The sequence below is a fragment of the Pseudomonas sp. GW822-FHT05A08 genome, assembly GCF_058800485.1.
The window spans coordinates 6,021,937-6,041,710 of record NZ_CM179511.1; the positions used below are offsets into that span (position 1 = coordinate 6,021,937).

Here is a 19,774-nt window from a genome sequence, read left to right on the forward strand (position 1 = left end):
CAATGAATCAAGCAATTCGTGTGGGAGCTTATGAAGCAGCTGATGTCGTCGATTAAGGAGGTGATCCAGCCGCAGGTTCCCCTACGGCTACCTTGTTACGACTTCACCCCAGTCATGAATCACACCGTGGTAACCGTCCTCCCGAAGGTTAGACTAGCTACTTCTGGTGCAACCCACTCCCATGGTGTGACGGGCGGTGTGTACAAGGCCCGGGAACGTATTCACCGCGACATTCTGATTCGCGATTACTAGCGATTCCGACTTCACGCAGTCGAGTTGCAGACTGCGATCCGGACTACGATCGGTTTTGTGGGATTAGCTCCACCTCGCGGCTTGGCAACCCTCTGTACCGACCATTGTAGCACGTGTGTAGCCCAGGCCGTAAGGGCCATGATGACTTGACGTCATCCCCACCTTCCTCCGGTTTGTCACCGGCAGTCTCCTTAGAGTGCCCACCATAACGTGCTGGTAACTAAGGACAAGGGTTGCGCTCGTTACGGGACTTAACCCAACATCTCACGACACGAGCTGACGACAGCCATGCAGCACCTGTCTCAATGTTCCCGAAGGCACCAATCCATCTCTGGAAAGTTCATTGGATGTCAAGGCCTGGTAAGGTTCTTCGCGTTGCTTCGAATTAAACCACATGCTCCACCGCTTGTGCGGGCCCCCGTCAATTCATTTGAGTTTTAACCTTGCGGCCGTACTCCCCAGGCGGTCAACTTAATGCGTTAGCTGCGCCACTAAGAGCTCAAGGCTCCCAACGGCTAGTTGACATCGTTTACGGCGTGGACTACCAGGGTATCTAATCCTGTTTGCTCCCCACGCTTTCGCACCTCAGTGTCAGTATCAGTCCAGGTGGTCGCCTTCGCCACTGGTGTTCCTTCCTATATCTACGCATTTCACCGCTACACAGGAAATTCCACCACCCTCTACCATACTCTAGCTCGCCAGTTTTGGATGCAGTTCCCAGGTTGAGCCCGGGGATTTCACATCCAACTTAACGAACCACCTACGCGCGCTTTACGCCCAGTAATTCCGATTAACGCTTGCACCCTCTGTATTACCGCGGCTGCTGGCACAGAGTTAGCCGGTGCTTATTCTGTCGGTAACGTCAAAATACTCACGTATTAGGTAAGTACCCTTCCTCCCAACTTAAAGTGCTTTACAATCCGAAGACCTTCTTCACACACGCGGCATGGCTGGATCAGGCTTTCGCCCATTGTCCAATATTCCCCACTGCTGCCTCCCGTAGGAGTCTGGACCGTGTCTCAGTTCCAGTGTGACTGATCATCCTCTCAGACCAGTTACGGATCGTCGCCTTGGTGAGCCATTACCTCACCAACTAGCTAATCCGACCTAGGCTCATCTGATAGCGCAAGGCCCGAAGGTCCCCTGCTTTCTCCCGTAGGACGTATGCGGTATTAGCGTCCGTTTCCGAACGTTATCCCCCACTACCAGGCAGATTCCTAGGCATTACTCACCCGTCCGCCGCTCTCAAGAGGTGCAAGCACCTCTCTACCGCTCGACTTGCATGTGTTAGGCCTGCCGCCAGCGTTCAATCTGAGCCATGATCAAACTCTTCAGTTCAAACATCTTTGGGTTTTGAGAAAACCCTAAACTTGGCTCAGCAATCGTTGGTTACATCTTTGATTTCTCGCGGAGTAACTTGTGATGCTGATAATCTTTCTGACTATCAGTCTGACTCCACAAGCACCCACACGAATTGCTTGATTCAGTTGTTAAAGAGCGGTTGGTTAAGTCTTTCGTCTCAACCGAGGCGCGCATTCTACAGCAGCCTCTGCATCTGTCAAGCGGTTATTTTAAGAAGTTTTCAAAGTTTCCTTTGCAACTTCAACCACTTGCGCTTTCGATCTCTCGTCAGCGGGAGGCGAATTCTACAGCGTTACACGCTGCTGTCAACACCTCTTTTTCTCCGCTTTCGACCGAGAAGATCGAATCGTTAACTCGGCGAAAACTTACTGCCGAATCAACTCCTTCGGGCTTCGATGAACTGAAGCGTAACCACTGCCGAAAACCGCGTAACTCGTTGAATCTCAAGGAGTTTTCCGTTTCGACTGCGCCGGAAGTGGGGCGAATTATAGACTTCCAGAATCTGCCGTCAACCCCTAATTACGCTTTTGTTGCAAAAGATGGTTTTTCCCCACTAAACGCGGGATTCGCCGTGTCACCGGCGGCACCCGCAACAGTAACAACAACGCGCCAATAGAGGCGTAGATAGCCCACTCTTTAAGATCAGCCCGAACAATCCAGAGCATATGCAGTAAACCCAGCCCGAGAATGAGATACGCCAACCGATGCAACTTCTTCCAACGACTGCCCAGGCGACGCTGGCTGTATCGATTGGAAGTCACCGCCAAGGCCAACAATCCGAGAAAGCCCAGGCTTCCTACAATAATGTAGGGCCGCTTACGCAACTCCACGCCCAACTGCGACCAGTCGAGCCCGAGGATAAATACAGCGTAAGCACTTAAATGCAGCACTACATAAGCAAAGCACCACAAACCAAGCTGGCGTCGTACCGCGATCCACCCCGCCCATCCCGTGAGTTTCTGCAGGGGCGTCATGCTCAGGGTGATCAGTAAAAAGATCAGGGTACCCAGACCCAATCGATCGACCAGTACCTTTCCCGGGTCGGGCCCGAGGGCGGAGGCCCAAGCCTGGTACAACCAAAGCAAAGGCCAGATAGCAGCAACGATGAAGACGCCAAGGCGCCAGAGTGGGTAGCGCATCAGTAATTCTTCCGCAGATCCAGGCCGGTATATAAAGAAGCGACTTCATCCGCGTAGCCATTGAACATCTGTGTCTCACGCACGTTGGGACTGAACAGACCGCTAGGCAATCGACGTTCGCGTGCCTGAGTCCAGCGAGGGTGATCAACCGTGGGATTCACGTTCGCGTAAAAACCGTACTCATTGGCAGCGATGCTTTGCCAGGTGGTTTTCGGCTGCTCCTCTACCAGACTGATACGCACGATGGACTTGATGCTCTTGAAGCCGTACTTCCAGGGCACTACCAAACGCAACGGTGCGCCGTTCTGGTTGGGCAGCTCACGGCCATACATCCCCACGGCAAGAATCGCCAAGGGGTGCATCGCCTCATCCAGGCGCAGCCCTTCTACATAAGGCCAATCGATCAGAGCAAAACCCGAACGTTGACCGGGCATGCTTTTAGGATCCTGAAGGGTTTCGAAGCGGATGAACTTGGCCTTGGAGGTTGGCTCGACCTGCTTGAGCAGCTCGGAGATCGGGAAACCGATCCAGGGAATCACCATGGACCAGGCCTCGACACAACGCAGCCGGTAGATCCGCTCCTCCAATTGATAAGGCTTCATGAAGTCTTCCAGCGCATAACGCCCTGGCTTGCCCACCTCCCCGTCCACCACCACACTCCAGGGCTCGGTTTTCAGCGCGCCGGCATTGGCAGCCGGGTCGCCCTTGTCGGCACCGAACTCATAGAAGTTGTTGTAGTGGGTGGCATCCTTGAACGGAGTGATCGCCTCATCCTTGACGTTGACCGCCTGCCATTTGGTTTCCGGCAGCTTTTGCGCAAACCATGACGGCGCCTTGCCAGGCTCGACATCTGGATAGCGCCCAGCGTCTTCGGCACTGGCCCAACGTGGCAGCGCACTGGCAGCCAAGCCAGCAATGGCCCCACCCAACAGGCTACGGCGAGAGAAATAAAGAGATTCAGGCGTGACGTCCGACTCTTTGCAGTCAGACGACTTGGGGATTTTGATCAACATGGCAACTCCGCAGTATTGGAGGACTGATGCACCAATAGACTGCGGAGTATGGGGGAAATTACATTAAGGCAACGTTTTGCGTCGACGAAGACGCAGCAGGTATTGCACTGGACCGGACGCCGCATAAGCGAGGAAAACCAGCAGCAGAATCCGCGGCGGATCACTGAAGACCACGGCGAATACCAGAACCACGGCGAGAATCGCCACGAAAGGTACACGCCCCTTCAGGTCCAGCTCCTTGAAGCTGTTGTACTTGATATTGCTGACCATCAGCATGCCGGCCGCCGCCACCATCAGCGCCACCAGGAACGACATCTTCGAACCCTGGATGCCGTAATCGCTGAACGCCCAGACAATACCGGCCACCACACCCGCCGCGGCCGGACTGGCCAGGCCGATGAAGTAACGCTTGTCGGCAGTCCCCACCTGGGTGTTGAAGCGAGCCAGACGCAACGCTGCGCCAGCTACATAGATGAAGGCGACCATCCAGCCGACCTTACCCATGTCGCCCAGCGCCCAACCGAATGCCAGCAAGGCAGGCGCAACGCCGAAGGCAACCATGTCGGACAGCGAGTCATACTCGGCGCCAAAAGCGCTCTGGGTATTGGTCATGCGGGCCACGCGCCCATCCAGACCGTCGAGCACCATGGCGACAAAAATCGCGATGGCCGCGAACGCGAAATACTTGCTCGCTCCTGCCGCGTCCCCGGCGCTCAACGCGCTCTGGGCACTCATGGAGTTGATGATCGAGTAGAAACCGGCGAACAGGTTCGCGGTGGTGAAGAGATTCGGCAGCAGATAGATACCACGATGCCGGACTTTACGGCCTTCAGCGTCATGCCCTTCTTCGACATGCTCATCGATGGGTAGCAGGCTTTCGGCGTCAGAGGCCTGGTTTGGCTCTTCGGGACGTTCGCTCATGGACATTACCTTGCAACGGTGTGAAAAGTTTCGACGATACCCAGGGTCACGATTGGACCACAAAGGATCCAGCTTTATACCAGAACCTGTCTATCCAAACGAAAAAACGCGGCCTAGGCCGCGTTTTTCCCTGACAAGACTCGAACTTAGTTCTTGGCTTTGTCGACGATTTTGTTGGCACCGATCCACGGCATCATCGAGCGCAGTTGCTCACCGATGATTTCGATACCGTGAGCAGCGTTGTTACGACGCTTGGCGGTCATCGATGGGTAGCCGGTAGCACCTTCGCTGATAAACATCTTGGCGTACTCGCCGTCCTGGATGCGCTTCAGGGCGTTGCGCATGGCCTGACGGGATTCGGCGTTGATCACTTCAGGGCCGGTCACGTACTCGCCGTATTCGGCGTTGTTGGAGATCGAGTAGTTCATGTTGGCGATACCGCCTTCGTACATGAGGTCAACGATCAGTTTCAGTTCGTGCAAGCACTCGAAGTAAGCCATTTCCGGCGCATAGCCAGCTTCGACCAGGGTTTCGAAACCGGCCTTGACCAGCTCGACGGTACCGCCACACAGAACAGCCTGCTCGCCGAACAGGTCGGTTTCAGTCTCGTCCTTGAAGGTGGTTTCGATGATACCGGTACGGCCGCCGCCCACGCCTGCCGCGTAGGACAGAGCAACGTTCTTGGCGTTGCCGGAAGCGTCCTGGTAGATAGCGATCAGGTCAGGGATACCACCACCCTTGACGAACTCGGAACGTACGGTGTGGCCTGGGGCCTTCGGCGCGATCATGATCACGTCGAGGTCGGCGCGCGGAACAACCTGGTTGTAGTGGATCGCGAAGCCGTGGGAAAAGGCCAGGGTGGCGCCCTTCTTGATGTTCGGCTCGATTTCGTTCTTGTACAGCTGGGACTGGAACTCATCCGGAGTCAGGATCATGACCAGGTCGGCGCCGGCAACGGCAGCGGCTACGTCGGTCACTTTCAGGCCATGGGCTTCAGCCTTGGCAACGGTGGACGAGCCTTTACGCAGGCCAACGGTGACATCAACGCCGGAGTCTTTCAGGTTGCACGCTTGAGCGTGGCCCTGGGAACCGTAACCGATGATGGCAACTTTCTTGCCCTGGATGATCGAGAGGTCGCAGTCTTTATCGTAGAAAACTTTCATGAATTTCCCCTATATCAGGCCGTTCAGGCCGTTCGCTAATTTGAGTTAGATGCTGAGTACTTTATCGCCACGGGCAATGCCGGTGACGCCACTGCGTACGGTTTCCAGAATCGAGGCGGTGCCGATCGACTGGATGAAACTGTCGAGCTTGTCGCTGGTACCGGTCAATTGAACGGTATACACGCTGGCACTGACATCGACGATCTGCCCACGGTAAATATCGGTGGTGCGCTTGACCTCGGCGCGCTGGGCGCCAGTGGCTTTGACCTTGACCAGCATCAGCTCGCGTTCGATGTGAGCGCTTTCCGACAGGTCGACCAGCTTGACCACTTCAACCAGCTTGTTCAGGTTCTTGGTGATCTGCTCGATGATTTCATCGTGCCCCACGGTGGTCAGCGTCAGACGCGACAGGGTCGGGTCTTCGGTCGGCGCCACGGTCAGGCTTTCGATGTTGTAGTTGCGCTGCGAAAACAGGCCAACCACACGAGACAAGGCGCCCGGTTCGTTTTCCAGAAGCAAGGAGATAATGTGCCGCATGATTAAGTACGCTCCGTCTTGCTCAGCCACATATCGCGCATGGAGCCGTCTTTGATCTGCATCGGGTAGACGTGCTCGCTGGTATCGACCTGGATGTCGAGGAACACCAGGCGATCTTTCATGGCGAACGCTTCTTCCATCTTCGGCTTCAGATCCTTCAGGTCCGTGACGCGAATGCCCACGTGCCCATAGGCCTCGGCCAGCTTGACGAAATCAGGCAGCGATTCCATGTAGGAATGCGAGTGACGGCTACCGTAGTTCATGTCCTGCCACTGCCGCACCATACCCAGCGCACCGTTGTTCAGGTTGATGATCTTGACCGGCAGGTCGTACTGCAGGCAGGTCGACAGCTCCTGAATGTTCATCTGGATACTGCCCTCGCCCGTTACACAGGCAACGTCAGCATCAGGGAAACTCAGCTTGACGCCCATGGCCGCAGGGAAACCGAAGCCCATCGTGCCCAGGCCACCGGAGTTGATCCAGCGATTGGGTTTGTTGAACCGGTAGTACTGCGCCGCGAACATCTGGTGCTGACCCACGTCGGAGGTCACATAGGCATCGCCCTTGGTCACTTCGCAGAGGGTCTCGATCACGGTCTGCGGCTTGATGATGCTGCCGTCGCCCTTGTCGTAAGGGAACAGGCCGCGATCACCGCGCCACTCCTCGATCTGCTTCCACCAGCTGGCGACTGTGTCCTTGTTCGGGGCTTCGCCGATTTCCTTGAGGGCCGCGACCATTTCGGTCAGGACGCTCTCTACCGGACCCACGATCGGCACGTCTGCCTTGATGGTCTTGGAGATGGACGCCGGGTCGATGTCGACATGGATGATCTTGGCGTTCGGACAGAATTTCGCCGGACCGTTGATGACACGGTCGTCGAAACGCGCGCCGACTGCCAGGATCACATCGGCATGGTGCATGGTCAGGTTGGCGGTGTAGCTGCCGTGCATGCCGAGCATGCCGACGAACTGACGATCGGTGCCAGGATAGGCACCCAAGCCCATCAGGGTATTGGTGACCGGCAGGTTGAGCATTTGTGCCAATTCGGTCAGCGGCGCGGAACCGCCACCGAGGATCACCCCGCCGCCTGCGTACAGCACAGGACGCTTGGCCGCCAGGAGCATTTCTGCCGCCTTGCGGATTTGCCCGGAGTGACCACGAACAGCTGGGCTGTAGGAGCGCAGCTTCGCTTTTTTAGGGAAAACGTATTCGAACTTTTCAGCCGGATTGGTCATGTCCTTAGGGACATCGACCACGACTGGACCCGGACGACCGGATTGCGCCAGGTAGAACGCCTTCTTCATGACTTCCGGGATTTCCGAAGCATGCTTGATCATGAAGCTGTGCTTCACGATCGGCCGGGAGATACCGATCATGTCGGTTTCCTGGAACGCGTCGGTACCGACCATGGTGCTAGGCACCTGACCGGAAATGATCACCATTGGAATGGAGTCCATATAGGCAGTGGCGATACCGGTGATGGCATTGGTCGCGCCAGGGCCGGAAGTCACCAGTACCACGCCGGCCTTGCCGGTGGCACGGGCGTAGCCGTCAGCCATATGGGTAGCCGCTTGCTCGTGACGAACCAGGATGTGGGTCACTTCCGGTTCTTTGAACAGGGCATCGTAAACATGAAGGAGAGCACCACCCGGGTACCCATAGATATATTTGACGCCTTCGTCACGCAAAAAGCGGACGAGCATCTCACCGCCAGATAAAAGCTCCACGTTGTTCACCTCTAAAACGCCAGAATACCGCCCTCTTGAAAGGGGACGGGTCTTAATAGGTTTACTTCTCAGCAGAGCATGAGCGACGGTGGTCGCCGACTACGTCAGCACTGACTGAGCAAGTATTGGGAGTGCCCCAAGTGTTGCGGGGTTTTCCCACCCAGCGCGAGGTAACGCGTTGCGGGTGTAGCAGGTCGGCGCGGATGTGCGCCTCATGTTCTGCCGAGTGGGTCTGCTTCTGGCAGTCCCTCTACAGCGGACTTTGGATTCTTCTGTTTCGCCCTCTGCAAGTCAAGACGTCAATGTGCTTTATTCGAACTAAGCGCATGAGAACGCAAGAAAAAACCTGTAAACCGCGAGTGTCTGCGCTTCAATTGCGCAATCCTGGATAAGGAATTCAAAAATGCGAACCTTCGCCATGACCGCTGGACTGCTGCTCGCCATGAGCCTCCCGTGCCAGGCCGGCCAGATTTACAAATGGGTCGACGCCCAGGGAGTCACCCATTTCGACGCCCAGCCACCCCAAGGCGTGGGCAGCACTGCCATCACCCTGCCAAAAGCGCCGAAAGGTGCGAGCAGTACGCCGCCGCCCGACAAGCCGGGCCCTCAGCAACAAGTCATGGACAATCAGGTCAAGCAGCAGCTCGCCAGGCAGGAAGCCGAACGCAGGCGTTTTTGCACACAGGCACGGGCCAGCCTGGCGCAGTTGCAGAACAACCCGCGCCTGAGCGAGAACACAGAGGGGGGAGTGCGCCGCCTGACCGAGGAACAACGGCAGCAGCGCATTGCGGAAACACAGAAGGCGATAGACAACCACTGCCGCTAGGCAGTGGTTGCAGAAGGTTTAGCGGGCGCCGCCGATCAGTTGGTCAAACTCCTTGAGCAGGATCTGCAACTGATGGTCCCGGCCTTGCATCGAGCGACCGGCGAATACCACTTCGGCCATTTCCTGGATACCCGAGGCGTTGGGCAAAGGCAGATCCTGCTCAAGAATCGCCTTCATCCGCGGCAGGAAGATCCACTGCAGCCACTGCTCGAACTCCAGCGTATCCACGGCAAACGGCTCGACACTGGCCAGCGCTTCGGCACTCGGCGGGGTGTCATCCCACAGCCCTTGCAACCGCATCTCACGTTCGATCAACAGCAACTGATCGGCAATCTTTGGAAAACGTGCATCCATCAGAGCGACACCTTGGCTTTTTGCCGGGCCTGAGCGGCACCAGCGGCATCGCCCTGTTTCTCGCGTGCCTGGGCAATCAATGCCCACAGGCTGGCCTGCAGATCCGGACGACCGTTGGCGAAGCTCAGGCCGCGACGGGCAAACTGTTCAGCCTGCGGGGCATCGCCCTGGGCCATGCGTACCTGGGCCAGGCGATACAGCACCTGCGGCTCACGCGGCGCGACACGCTGGGCGCGCTCAAGACTGGAGGAAGCACCGTTCAGATCACCACTCGCCTGTTGCTGCTGAGCGGTGGTCAACAGGGCCAGCACCGGACCGTCCAGCTGCTCATCGGCGGACAGCCCGCCGGAGCTGGCCGAAGGCACTCCGCTCGGCGTCGGCGGCAGGCTGTAGCTGCCCTGATTGATCGGCGCGGACTGGATCGGCGCGGTATCGATAGGACCTGGGGTGATCGGGCCCGGGGTGATCGGTGCGCTGCTGATCGGCGCGGCAGTGGCCGCAGCCCCGCCCGGCACCATCACCACCACGCCCGAGTCCTGGGGAATACTTTGAGCCTGAGCTTGCGCAGGACGCTTGATGGTCGTCTGACGGAAGCCGCCATTGGCCGAAATGCGTTCGCTGTTGGACACTGCGGTACCGGAGTCCACCACCGGAATCGAGCCACGCTGCACGCTGGCGCAACCATTGAGCAAAGCCAGAGCTGTAATAGCTGGAATCCACCACTTGTTCACGTCAAACCCTCTTCGCTTAATTCATCCAGCCCTTGACCCAATCCATCACCGACTCGCCGGACGCCGGGCTTTCGCCACCGCATGCCGGACCGGGAGGAGGTTCGCTGCCGCGAATATACGGCATCTGTACCGCGCCCGGACAGTTGGCATCCGAGCCTTGCCCGGTCCGCGAGTCGACCCAGGCCTGCACCACGTTATCCGGTTGTGGCATATCCAATGGCAACGGGTCGGCCTTGCGCATGAAACTGGTCCAGACCTGCAGCGCACCGGTGGCACCGGTGAACGGTGTCTTGCCGTTGTCATCACGCCCCAGCCAGACCACGGCCAGCAGATCCTGGCTGAAACCGGCGAACCAGCTGTCGCGAGAATCGTTACTGGTACCGGTCTTGCCCGCCAGCGCCAGGGAGCGCGGCAGCACGTTGTAGACCGAACTACCGGTACCTTCGCGCATGACGCGCTGCATCGCGCTCTGGATCAGGTAGATCGAGCCCGGGTCGAAACGTTGCTGGATCTGGAACGGATAACGCTTCAGCGGTTCGCCCTCAGCGGTCAGCACGCTACGGATCCCGCGCATCGGGGTATTGAAACCGCCGTTGGCCAGGGTCTGATACATGGTGGCGACTTCCATCGGGCTCAAGCCCCCCGCCCCCAGCAGCATCGAAGGGAACGCCGGGAATTCGCGGGTGACACCAAGGCGCCCCAGGGTTTTCAGCACATTCGGCACACCGACTTCCAGGCCCAGGCGCGCGGTCGACAGGTTATAGGAATGGGCCAGCCCCTGATAAAGGAAGACCGTGCCGTGGGAACGACGGTCGTAGTTCTGGGGTTTCCACACCTGTCCGTCGCCACCCTTCACCGAGAACGCCTCGTCGGAGAGCCAACTGGTCAGGGTGTATTGGCTGGGTTTCTCCAGCGCCGTCAGGTAAACCGCGGGCTTGATCAGGGAGCCGATCGGCCGCACCGCATCCAGCGCCCGGTTGAAACCGGCAAAACCGGCCTGGCGGCTGCCGATCATGGCCTGGACTTCGCCGGTTTCCGGGTTGGTCACCACCATCGCTGCTTCGACTTCATCCGATCCCTTGCGCCCGGCCAGGCGCTTGAAGGTATCCCCGACCGAAGCCTCGGCCTTCATCTGCAGAATCGGGTCGAAGCTGGTGAAGATCCGCAGGCCTTCCTCGGTCAAATCTTCGTCGCGGTAATCCTCACGCAGCTGACGCTTCACCAGATCCAGGAAGCCCGGGAACGAGCTGTCCGCCAGACTGCCGCGTTTGGTCACGCCCAAGGGCATTTTCTTCGCCGCTTCGACCTGCTCCGGAGTCGCCACACCCTGCTGTGCCAGTAGATCGAGCACCAGGTTACGCCGCTCCAGCGCGCGCTCCGGATAACGACGCGGGTTGTAATAGGACGGCCCCTTGACCATCCCCACCAGCAAGGCGATCTGATGCAACTTGAGTTCGGCCAGCGGCTGGCTGAAGAAGAACTGGCTGGCCAGGCCGAAACCGTGCACGGCACGCTGGCCATCCTGGCCGACGAAGACCTCGTTGAGGTACGCCTCGAGGATCTCGCGCTTGTCGTAATGCAGCTCAAGCAGCAGGGCCATCATCGCTTCGGTGAGCTTGCGGCTCAGGCTGCGTTCGTTGGTCAGGTAGAAGTTCTTGACCAACTGCTGGGTCAGGGTACTGCCGCCCTGGCGCATGGCGCCGGACGAGGTATTGACCCACACCGCCCGTGCGATCGACTTGGGCGACACGCCAAAGTGGCTGTAGAAATCCCGGTCCTCGACCGCCACCAGGGTTTCCAGCAGATAAGGTGGCACCTGATCGATCTTGATCAGGATCCGGTCTTCGAGATTCTTCGGATACAGGCCGCCGATCAGCAGCGGCTCCAGGCGTACCACGGCCAGTTTCGAGCCTTTGCTACCTGACAGCTCGGCCACGTAGTCACCGGAAAAACGCACCCGCACCGGTTGCGCCTGTTCCATGCCTTCATAGAACTGGAAACCGCGGGTATTGAGTTCAACGGTGTTACCACTGACCGACGCAGCGCCAGGGCCATTGACCACGCTTTCGCGGCGATAGCCGAGTGCGTCGAGTTCGGTGAGGAAGTCGTCCTTGCTGAGCTTCTGTCCGACGAACAGCTCCAGCGGGCGCGCATAGACCTTGGCCGGAATGGTCCAGCGCTTGCCGGAGAATTTCTCCTGGACCACGGCATCGAGATAAACCGCAAAGCCGGCGAGCACCACCAGAGCGACCAGACCGAGCTTCAAGGCCCAGCCCAGCCAGGGGCGCGGGCCACTAGACGGACGTTTTTTAGCGGAACGGGGGGATCGAGTACGAGTCATGGCGGCGGATTATACGCACTTTATTCATCGTCAACAGGAGCGGCCCGAGGTTTGCGTTAGCCCTGTCAGCGGCCATAATGACGCCCTTGAATTTCCCCCGACTCTGAAGGATCGCCTGTGAGCCAATCCCTGATCGCCGCCCTGCAAAACCCGGCCCTCTACCCGCATTCCGTAGACGGATTCCAGGTCATCGAGACCCATATCTCCTGGGTCCTGCTCACCGGTCCCTATGCCTATAAGCTGAAAAAGCCGGTCAACTTCGGCTTTCTCGATTTCACCGGCCTTGAAGCGCGCGGGCACTTCTGCGGCGAAGAGCTGCGTCTGAACCAGCGCCTGACCGATGATTTGTATCTGGAAGTGTTGCCGATCACCGGCAGTGCCGAAGCGCCACAGATCGCGGGTGACGGCCCGGTTATCGAATACGCCCTGAAAATGCGCCAGTTTCCGCAAAGCCAGCTGCTCAGTACGCTGCAAGCCAATGGCGAACTGACCACCGCGCACATCGACGAAATGGCCCGGCAGATTGCCAGGTTCCACCTCGAAGCCCCACGGGTCCCGGCAGCCCACGAAGCCGGCACCCCGGAAAGCGTCATGGAGCCGGTGCGTCAGAACTTCGAGCAGATCCGCCCATTCCTCAGCGACAAGGCCGACCTGCAACAGCTCGAAGCCCTGCAAGCCTGGGCCGAAAGCAGCTTCGAACGACTCAAGCCACTCCTCGCCCAGCGCAAGGCCGAAGGCTTCATCCGTGAATGCCACGGCGACATCCACCTGGGTAACGCAACGCTTATCGATGGCAAGGTGGTGATCTTCGATTGCATCGAGTTCAACGAGCCGTTCCGCTTCACTGACGTCTATGCCGACACCGGTTTCCTCGCCATGGACCTGGAGGACCGCGGCCTGAAATGCCTGGCACGCCGTTTCATCAGCCAGTACCTGGAACAGACCGGTGACTATCAGGGCCTGGAGCTGTTGAATTTCTACAAAGCCTATCGCGCCCTGGTACGAGCCAAGGTCGCCCTGTTCAGCATGCCGGCCGACGCCAGTCCGATGCAGCGCGCCACGGCCCTGCGCCAGTACCGCAACTACGCCAACCTGGCAGAAAGCTACAGCACCATTCCATCGCGCTTCCTGGCGATCACTTCTGGCGTTTCCGCCGTTGGCAAAAGCCATGTGGCCATGCGTCTGGTGGAAGCCCTGGGCGCCGTTCGCCTGCGTTCCGATGTCGAGCGCAAACGCCTGTTTGGCGAGCAGCAGGTACAGAACGATCCGAATGCCGGCATTTATAATGCCCAAGCCAATACCGCGACCTATGACCGCCTGCATGAACTTGCCGGTATCGTCCTGCGCGCCGGTTTCCCGGTGGTCATCGATGCCACCTACCTCAAGCGCGACCAGCGTGATGCCGCGGCCAAGGTTGCCGAAGCGACCGGCACGCCTTGCCTGATCATCGACTGCAATGCCCCGCAGGCCGTCATTGCCAGCTGGCTGGCACAACGCCAGGTCGATCGCAACGACCCCTCGGACGCGACCCTGGCCGTGATCGAACAGCAGCAAGCCAATCGCGAAGCCCTGAGCGCCGAGGAAGTGCTACGCAGCAAGCGCGTCGAGACCAATGAAAGCGGGAGCCTCGACGCCCTGGTCGCGAACATTCGCCAGCGTCTCCCAGGCTTGTAATCAACTATTTCAGCCGTGAAATCGCAAAGGCTTCACGGCTGAAAAATAGTGGCACTATACTGGCGTCATAATTCCAGCAGGTGACGCCCCATGAGTCAGCCCAAACTTCTCGATACTCCCCTTTACGCTTTGCTGCACAAAGACGACATCGACGGCTTTAACCGGGAACGCCCGAAAGACCAGACTGTCGACATGCGCGGCGGCGATTTTCGTGGGCTCGACCTGCGTGAACTGAATGCCGACGGCATCGACTTCACCGACGCCTACTTCCGTTCTGCCGACCTGCGCGGCCTCGACCTGCGTAATTCCTCCATGGAAGGCGCCAGCCTGGCCCATGCGCAAATCTCCGGCGCCTACTTTCCGCCCGAACTGACTGCCGATGAAATCCTGATGTCCGTCAATTTCGGCACTCGCCTGCGCTACCGCACCAAGTAATCGCCCCTTTTTGCTCCGAGGTCCGGCGCTCTCTGCCTTACGCTGGACTTGGTCTTCTCCCGCCCCCTCTTCCCTCTGTTTCTGGCGTACTTTCCTCTGTCGCCTTAGAAGCTTTTGCGCCAAAACCGACCAAAGAACAGCGCTTTTCCTACTGAGCGCTACACTCCTTTGAGACTTGCCCACGCACCATTCGGCCGTCGCAAGGAGGCTTGATGAATGATGAATTGCAACACCTGAAAAACCTTGGCAAGACGTCGGCACAATGGCTGCATGCGGTGGGCATCCATAGCGCTTCGGACTTGCGCCGCCTGGGGGCGGTGGATGCCTATCGGGCCGTGCGGACCCGAGGGTTTCGAGCCTCGAAGGTGCTGTTGTACGCCATTGAAGGCGCACTGATGGATGTGCACTGGAATGACATTCCGGCAGAACGCAAGGAAGCACTCAACAAACAGCTGGATGCCATTTCTTCACGCCAAAAGAACTGACCTGGCAGGCTTTTTATGTATTTACTGGGGGAACAACCGGCTTACGCCGATGCCTTGATCAATCAGCTGCAGAGCATCCCGCCGCGCCTGCTGGAAGGCCTGCTGCCGTCCGGCGATGTGTTGGAAGTGGCCCCTTCCAAAGACCTCTCCAGCAGCCTTGCCGACAGCCAGTTGTTCCTGCTCGGAAGCGGCCAGGTACAAGCCAGCGTCGATGAGCGCCCACTGTTTTATCTGCATGAAGGCGATCTGCTCGGACTGCGCCGAGGAGCTGAGTTGCCTCACTGGCAACTCAGCAGCGAGCAGCCGTTGAGCCTGATCCCCTATCAGCGTTCCGCGGTGTTCCAGCATCTGTATGCCGACGAACAGCGGGCCGAACTGTTTCTACAGTACCTGATCGGACAAACCGCCCTGCTCTCCGATGCCGTTGCCCGCCTCAAGCAGCCCGAGTTGCGCAACAGCAACGGCTTTCAACGCGTGGCCAAGGGCGAAGTGCTGATTCGCCAGGGCGATGACGCCGATCATGTGTTCGTCATCATCGAAGGGCACGCCGAAGCCTTTGTCGACGGGCACAAGGTCGGGGATGTGCCCAAGGACGAGATCTTTGGTGCGATGGCCATTTTTACCGGGGAGAAACGCAACGCCAGCGTGATTGCCAGCGAGCCATCCACCCTGATGCTGATCCCCAAGAGCCAGTTTCTCAGCCTGACCCAGAGTAATCCACGTATCGCCCATAGCCTGATCGAAAGCATGGCACGGCGAATCGACCTGTTGAACAAGGAAGTCAGCCGCCTGCACAGCCTGAGCGCTAACCTTTGAAGCCCCGTTTTACAAGCAATCCAAACGAGCGTTTGGCGGAATTCGCAGAAACAGGAAAAACTTTGTTGACTTGGAAATGAGAATCGTTATGATTATCACAGCTGGTCGCGAGATCAGTCGATAACCTGGAAGACCAGTGGTTCGGACTCTCAGATTATCTCCTCATCAGGCTAATCACGGTTATTTGACCCGGCTCTTGCCGGGTCTTTTTTTGCCTGAAAAAAGCCTACTGGCGCATCTGGGCGCAGTAGTCCTTCTCCGGCAACCGCGCGCTGTACCACACGTAATCCGCGCTTTGCGGCGATACGTGCATGCCCTTCTGCGCCAGCATCAGTACCACGGTGCCGTTCGATGCGTCGAGGTCCCGCAGGTGAACCGGCACCCCGACATCCCTGCGTGCATGAAAGGCCCCGGCAAACAGCAGCGCCGGCGTCGGTGCCGCCAGCAAGCGCTCGGCCATGCGTCGGTCGCGCTGCTGCTGAACCGCCAGCATCGCCGGCATCTGGCTTTCGGGCAGCAGGCCACAATGGGAATCACGAACTTGCTGCAGCAACTCATTGCGCACCAGGGCGGCATTCGAGTGCTCGCCACTCAAGGCTGGTGCCTGGCGATAGATGTCGCGAACTTCGGAGCTATCCAGATTGGCGGCCAGCAACGGATAAGGCTGGAGCAACGCATAGTGCACGACAGGTCCGTACAGCGCCCAGTCCCACCCCGGCGACCAGGCCAATGCACCTGGCAGATCATCGGGCAAGCCCTGCGCCGCCTTGTGCTGGCGGAGCGAGTCGACCCGCGGCTGCTGGTCCGGCGTGAGCATCTCCAACAGCAGGCTGCCTTGCGTGCGCTGGGTCGCCATCGCCTGCAACAACCACAGCTGCAAGGCGTGATGCTCGGGGTGGTCATGCTGCTCGCCGACAATCACCCGCGGCGCCCGGGCCAGACGAATGACCAGTTCCTCTGGAGTCAGGAGCTTTCCACTGCGCAGGTCCTGAATCGCCCCGTGTTCAGCCTGGACCGGAAGTTCAGGCATGACCGGCACGCCCTCGCAGGCGCCCAGCAGCAACACACTCAGGATCAATAACACACGCATGTGGCGTCTCCGCGAATCGCCTCAGCGGGCGATAATCAAAGGGTGGCCGCGCTCGGGGTGCGCCTGCACCAGTACCTCCAGTCCGAACACCGCCTTGAGCGGTTCGGGCCGCAGCACCTGCGCCGGGCTGTCCAGCGAGTGGGGCCGCCCGCCTTCGAGCAGCAACAGGCGATCACAATATCGCGCGGCGAGGTTCAGATCATGCAGGATCACCAGGACCGCGACCCCACGATCGGCAAATTCGCGGATGGCCTGCAACGTGACATGTTGATGCAAGGGATCGAGGGCCGAGGTCGGCTCATCGAGCAACAGGGTCTGGCCGACCGCGCCCGGCCACAGCTGCGCCAACACCCGGGCCAGGTGCACGCGCTGACGCTCGCCACCCGACAAGGCCACATAGCTGCGACCGTGCAGGTGCCCGGCATCCGCCGCTTGCAGGGCCTGCAGGACGATCTCGTCATCCCGCGCCCGGCCGCTTTGATAAGGCAGGCGCCCCAGGCCGACGACCTCTTCGACCCGGAAGGCGAACTCGAGCGTCGAACTTTGCGGCAACACCGCCAGCCTTTGCGCCTTTTGCCCGCCGTCCCACCTGGAGAGCTCACGCTGATCCAGCCAGACCTGCCCCTGATCGGGTTTCAGCTCGCCGCACAAGGCCGCCAGCAAGGTGCTTTTGCCCGCGCCATTGGGCCCCAGCACTCCCAGCACTTCACCGGGCTTGAGCTCGAGGTCGATCCCTTCCAGCACGGTTTTCCTGCCACGGCGCACCGCCAGATTTTCCGCTCGCAGCATCAGGCGCGCCCTCGCAATAACAAAAACAGAAAGAATGGCGCCCCGATGAAAGCAGTCACGATGCCGATGGGCAGCTCCGCAGGCGCCAGCGCCAGGCGCGCCACCAGATCCGCCAGCAACAGCAGGCTGGCGCCGGCCAGTATCGACGCCGGCAACAAGGTCCGGTGGTCAGGCCCCGATAGCAGTCGCACCAGATGGGGCACCACCAGCCCGACAAAGCCGATCAACCCGGCAGCAGCGACAGCCGCGCCGACCCCCAGCGCGGTACAGAACACCAACTCCCGCTTCAGCCGTTCGACATCGATCCCCAGATGACCGGCTTCAGACTCCCCCAGCAGCAAGGCATTCAAGGCCTTGGCCCGGCGTGGCAGCCACAATGCCACGGCCGCGCTGATCAGCAGCAGCGGCCACAACCTCGAATAACTGGCACCGTTGAGACTGCCCAGGTTCCAGAACGTCAGGGTGCGCAAGGTCGCGTCGTCGGCCAGGTAGGTGAAAAGGCCCACCGCCGAGCTGGCCAGCGCCGTCAACGCGATCCCGGCCAACAGCATGGTCGCCACATGGGTCTGGCCGTTGCGCCGCCCCAGGCGGTAGACCAGCCACGCCACCACCAGACCACCGAGAAAGGCACAGAACGACAGCAGGTAAGGACCGATCGCTTCCGGCACGCCACCCAGCAACGAGCCACCGACGATGGCAAAGGCCGCGCCCAGCGCCGCGCCACTCGAAACGCCTACCAGCCCCGGGTCGGCCAGGGGATTGCGAAACAGCCCTTGCATCGCCACGCCGGACAGGGCCAGGACGCCCCCTACGGCCAACCCCAGCAAGGTGCGTGGCAGGCGAATCTGCCCGAGGATCAGTTCAGCCTGCTCCAGCCCCTGCCCCTCAATAGGCAGGCCCAGCAAACGCAGGGCGGCACGCAGGGTGTCGAGCAACGGCAGGCTGACCGGCCCGAGTGCCAGGGACAGCCAGATCGCCAACAGACACAGCAGGCTCAGGCCAATGAACAGCGCACGGGGTTTAAGCAAAGGGGTCATTGGGCGGTGCTGGCCTGGCTCGACTCGGCTGGATAGAAACCGGCCGACAGCCTTTTCAGGCTCTGTGGCAAGCGCGGCCCCAGGCCTCCCACCAGCAAGGTCGGATCAATCTCGAAGACCCGGCCGGCCTTGGCCGCGCCGCTGGAGGCGAGAATCGGGTTCTCCTTGAACAGCGCGGCGCGGGCTGCCTCACCACTCAGGCTGCGATCGGCAAACACCAGCACCTCGGGGTTGAGTTCGGCCAACGACTCATTGGAAAAGGGCTTGTAGCCCGTGTGGGTCGCAAGGTTGCGTCCGCCCGCCTGCTGCAGCAGCCAGTCGGCGGCCGTGTCCTTACCGGCAATCAGAGGTTTGCCACCCGCATGCCCGAGCAACAGCAGCACACCTGGCGCGACCTGTTTCTTCTGGGCCTGGCCGACCCAGGCCCGCTGCTGCTCCAACTGCTGCTGGTATTGCTCGAACAGCTGCGTCGCCTTGTCTTCGCTACCCAGCAACTTGCCCAGATGCTGCAAATTGCCCCGCAGGGTCGGCAGGTCGGCCTGGGCCGAGAACAGCTCGACCTGCACCCCAGCGCTGCGCACCTGCGAGAGTACTGGCGGCGGCCCCATCTCTTCGGTACCCACCAGAATCTGCGGGCGCAGGCTGAGAATGCCTTCCGCCGACAACTGACGCTGATAACCGATACTCGGCAGGCTCTTCAGGGATTCGGGATGCTGGCTGGTGGTGTCCACGCCCACCAGCTTCGATTCGGCGCCCAGCGCGCTCACCCATTCGGACAAGGCGCCGCCGGCGCTCACCCAGCGTTGTGGTAGCTCGGCCGCCGCAGCGGCATGGCTGGCCAGAAGTCCGACACAGAGCGCGATTGCGCGGGCACTCGAACGCATAAAGGTATTTCCTTCAGAGAGTGGGCCCACGGAAACCGCCGTACATGTGACATGCCCTGCAACCCAGGCATCGAAATGAGCAAGCGCCCCACAGGCGAAGCGGCCATTTGATAATTGTTTGCATTTGACCGTCAAGCACAGACATGTTTCACCAAGCGCCCACAGGAAAACTGTGACAGCCTGAGCCCAGAGCCGTCG

General features: G+C 59.6%; 18 protein-coding genes and 1 rRNA gene. 5 read left to right on the forward strand and 14 right to left on the reverse strand.

The genetic code is table 11. The annotated features are described in order from the left end of the window. Positions 1–53: 53 nt before the first annotated feature. The 7 genes from AC3RCP_RS27185 to AC3RCP_RS27215 form a co-directional block, all read right to left on the reverse strand. Positions 54–1,590 (reverse strand): 16S ribosomal RNA (locus AC3RCP_RS27185). A 539-nt stretch (positions 1,591–2,129) separates the two neighbouring features. After that, positions 2,130–2,753: a protein-methionine-sulfoxide reductase heme-binding subunit MsrQ gene (msrQ, locus tag AC3RCP_RS27190; protein WP_087091986.1), complete on the reverse strand. Its 624-nt coding sequence runs from the start codon at positions 2,751–2,753 to the stop codon at positions 2,130–2,132. Beyond that, positions 2,753–3,766, reverse strand: coding sequence for a protein-methionine-sulfoxide reductase catalytic subunit MsrP (msrP, locus tag AC3RCP_RS27195; protein WP_101339132.1), 1,014 nt, complete (start codon positions 3,764–3,766; stop codon positions 2,753–2,755). The genes msrQ and msrP overlap by 1 nt, the downstream gene beginning before the upstream one ends. A gap of 63 nt (positions 3,767–3,829) precedes the next feature. Then, positions 3,830–4,687: a CDP-diacylglycerol--serine O-phosphatidyltransferase gene (gene pssA / locus AC3RCP_RS27200; RefSeq protein ID WP_009045643.1), complete on the reverse strand. Its 858-nt coding sequence runs from the start codon at positions 4,685–4,687 to the stop codon at positions 3,830–3,832. A 146-nt stretch (positions 4,688–4,833) separates the two neighbouring features. Continuing rightward, positions 4,834–5,850, reverse strand: coding sequence for a ketol-acid reductoisomerase (ilvC, locus tag AC3RCP_RS27205; RefSeq protein ID WP_007924618.1), 1,017 nt, complete (start codon positions 5,848–5,850; stop codon positions 4,834–4,836). A gap of 45 nt (positions 5,851–5,895) precedes the next feature. Then, the gene (gene ilvN / locus AC3RCP_RS27210) at positions 5,896–6,387 is read right to left on the reverse strand and encodes an acetolactate synthase small subunit (RefSeq protein ID WP_007924620.1); all 492 of its coding nucleotides are present in this window, start codon (positions 6,385–6,387) and stop codon (positions 5,896–5,898) included. Between the two features lie 2 nt (positions 6,388–6,389). Then, a complete protein-coding gene (locus tag AC3RCP_RS27215) occupies positions 6,390–8,114 on the reverse strand; it encodes an acetolactate synthase 3 large subunit (RefSeq protein WP_198919386.1) in 1,725 nt (574 codons plus the stop codon). A 403-nt stretch (positions 8,115–8,517) separates the two neighbouring features. Here AC3RCP_RS27215 and AC3RCP_RS27220 point away from each other — a divergent pair, with 403 nt between their 5' ends. Beyond that, positions 8,518–8,940, forward strand: a complete 423-nt coding sequence (locus tag AC3RCP_RS27220) for a DUF4124 domain-containing protein (RefSeq protein WP_087091984.1) — start codon at positions 8,518–8,520, stop codon at positions 8,938–8,940. A gap of 18 nt (positions 8,941–8,958) precedes the next feature. Here AC3RCP_RS27220 and AC3RCP_RS27225 read toward each other — a convergent pair whose 3' ends face one another. The 3 genes from AC3RCP_RS27225 to mrcB are packed head-to-tail and all read right to left on the reverse strand — an operon-like array spanning position 8,959 to position 12,366. After that, positions 8,959–9,294, reverse strand: a complete 336-nt coding sequence (locus tag AC3RCP_RS27225; RefSeq protein WP_009045645.1) for a YqcC family protein — start codon at positions 9,292–9,294, stop codon at positions 8,959–8,961. Further along, a complete protein-coding gene (locus AC3RCP_RS27230; protein WP_007924627.1) occupies positions 9,294–10,025 on the reverse strand; it encodes a tetratricopeptide repeat protein in 732 nt (243 codons plus the stop codon). Before AC3RCP_RS27230 ends, AC3RCP_RS27225 begins: the two co-directional genes overlap by 1 nt. 16 nt (positions 10,026–10,041) lie before the next feature. Next, positions 10,042–12,366 carry a penicillin-binding protein 1B gene (gene mrcB / locus AC3RCP_RS27235; RefSeq protein WP_007924629.1) on the reverse strand — a complete coding sequence of 775 codons (2,325 nt, stop codon included), beginning with the start codon at positions 12,364–12,366 and terminating at the stop codon, positions 10,042–10,044. A gap of 117 nt (positions 12,367–12,483) precedes the next feature. Here mrcB and AC3RCP_RS27240 point away from each other — a divergent pair, with 117 nt between their 5' ends. From AC3RCP_RS27240 to AC3RCP_RS27255, 4 genes are all read left to right on the forward strand, one after another. Beyond that, positions 12,484–14,040, forward strand: a complete 1,557-nt coding sequence (locus AC3RCP_RS27240; RefSeq protein ID WP_101339134.1) for a bifunctional aminoglycoside phosphotransferase/ATP-binding protein — start codon at positions 12,484–12,486, stop codon at positions 14,038–14,040. 90 nt (positions 14,041–14,130) lie between these two features. After that, complete coding sequence (locus AC3RCP_RS27245; protein WP_007924632.1) at positions 14,131–14,475, forward strand: pentapeptide repeat-containing protein; 345 nt, start codon at positions 14,131–14,133, stop codon at positions 14,473–14,475. A 212-nt stretch (positions 14,476–14,687) separates the two neighbouring features. Next, positions 14,688–14,960 carry a TfoX/Sxy family protein gene (locus AC3RCP_RS27250; protein ID WP_007924634.1) on the forward strand — a complete coding sequence of 91 codons (273 nt, stop codon included), beginning with the start codon at positions 14,688–14,690 and terminating at the stop codon, positions 14,958–14,960. A 15-nt stretch (positions 14,961–14,975) separates the two neighbouring features. Then, positions 14,976–15,776: a Crp/Fnr family transcriptional regulator gene (locus AC3RCP_RS27255; protein ID WP_007924636.1), complete on the forward strand. Its 801-nt coding sequence runs from the start codon at positions 14,976–14,978 to the stop codon at positions 15,774–15,776. Between the two features lie 226 nt (positions 15,777–16,002). On the opposite strand, the gene AC3RCP_RS27260 is transcribed toward AC3RCP_RS27255, so the two are convergent. From AC3RCP_RS27260 to AC3RCP_RS27275, 4 genes are read right to left on the reverse strand one after another with little or no spacing between them, the layout of a single operon-like run. Further along, positions 16,003–16,866, reverse strand: a complete 864-nt coding sequence (locus AC3RCP_RS27260; RefSeq protein WP_492571963.1) for a ChaN family lipoprotein — start codon at positions 16,864–16,866, stop codon at positions 16,003–16,005. A gap of 21 nt (positions 16,867–16,887) precedes the next feature. After that, entirely contained in the window at positions 16,888–17,655 is a 768-nt protein-coding gene (locus AC3RCP_RS27265) for a heme ABC transporter ATP-binding protein (protein ID WP_007924639.1), read from the reverse strand. After that, entirely contained in the window at positions 17,655–18,638 is a 984-nt protein-coding gene (locus AC3RCP_RS27270; protein ID WP_177323787.1) for a FecCD family ABC transporter permease, read from the reverse strand. The genes AC3RCP_RS27265 and AC3RCP_RS27270 overlap by 1 nt, the downstream gene beginning before the upstream one ends. A gap of 50 nt (positions 18,639–18,688) precedes the next feature. Next, the gene (locus tag AC3RCP_RS27275; protein ID WP_492571962.1) at positions 18,689–19,576 is read right to left on the reverse strand and encodes a heme/hemin ABC transporter substrate-binding protein; all 888 of its coding nucleotides are present in this window, start codon (positions 19,574–19,576) and stop codon (positions 18,689–18,691) included. Positions 19,577–19,774: the final 198 nt, after the last annotated feature.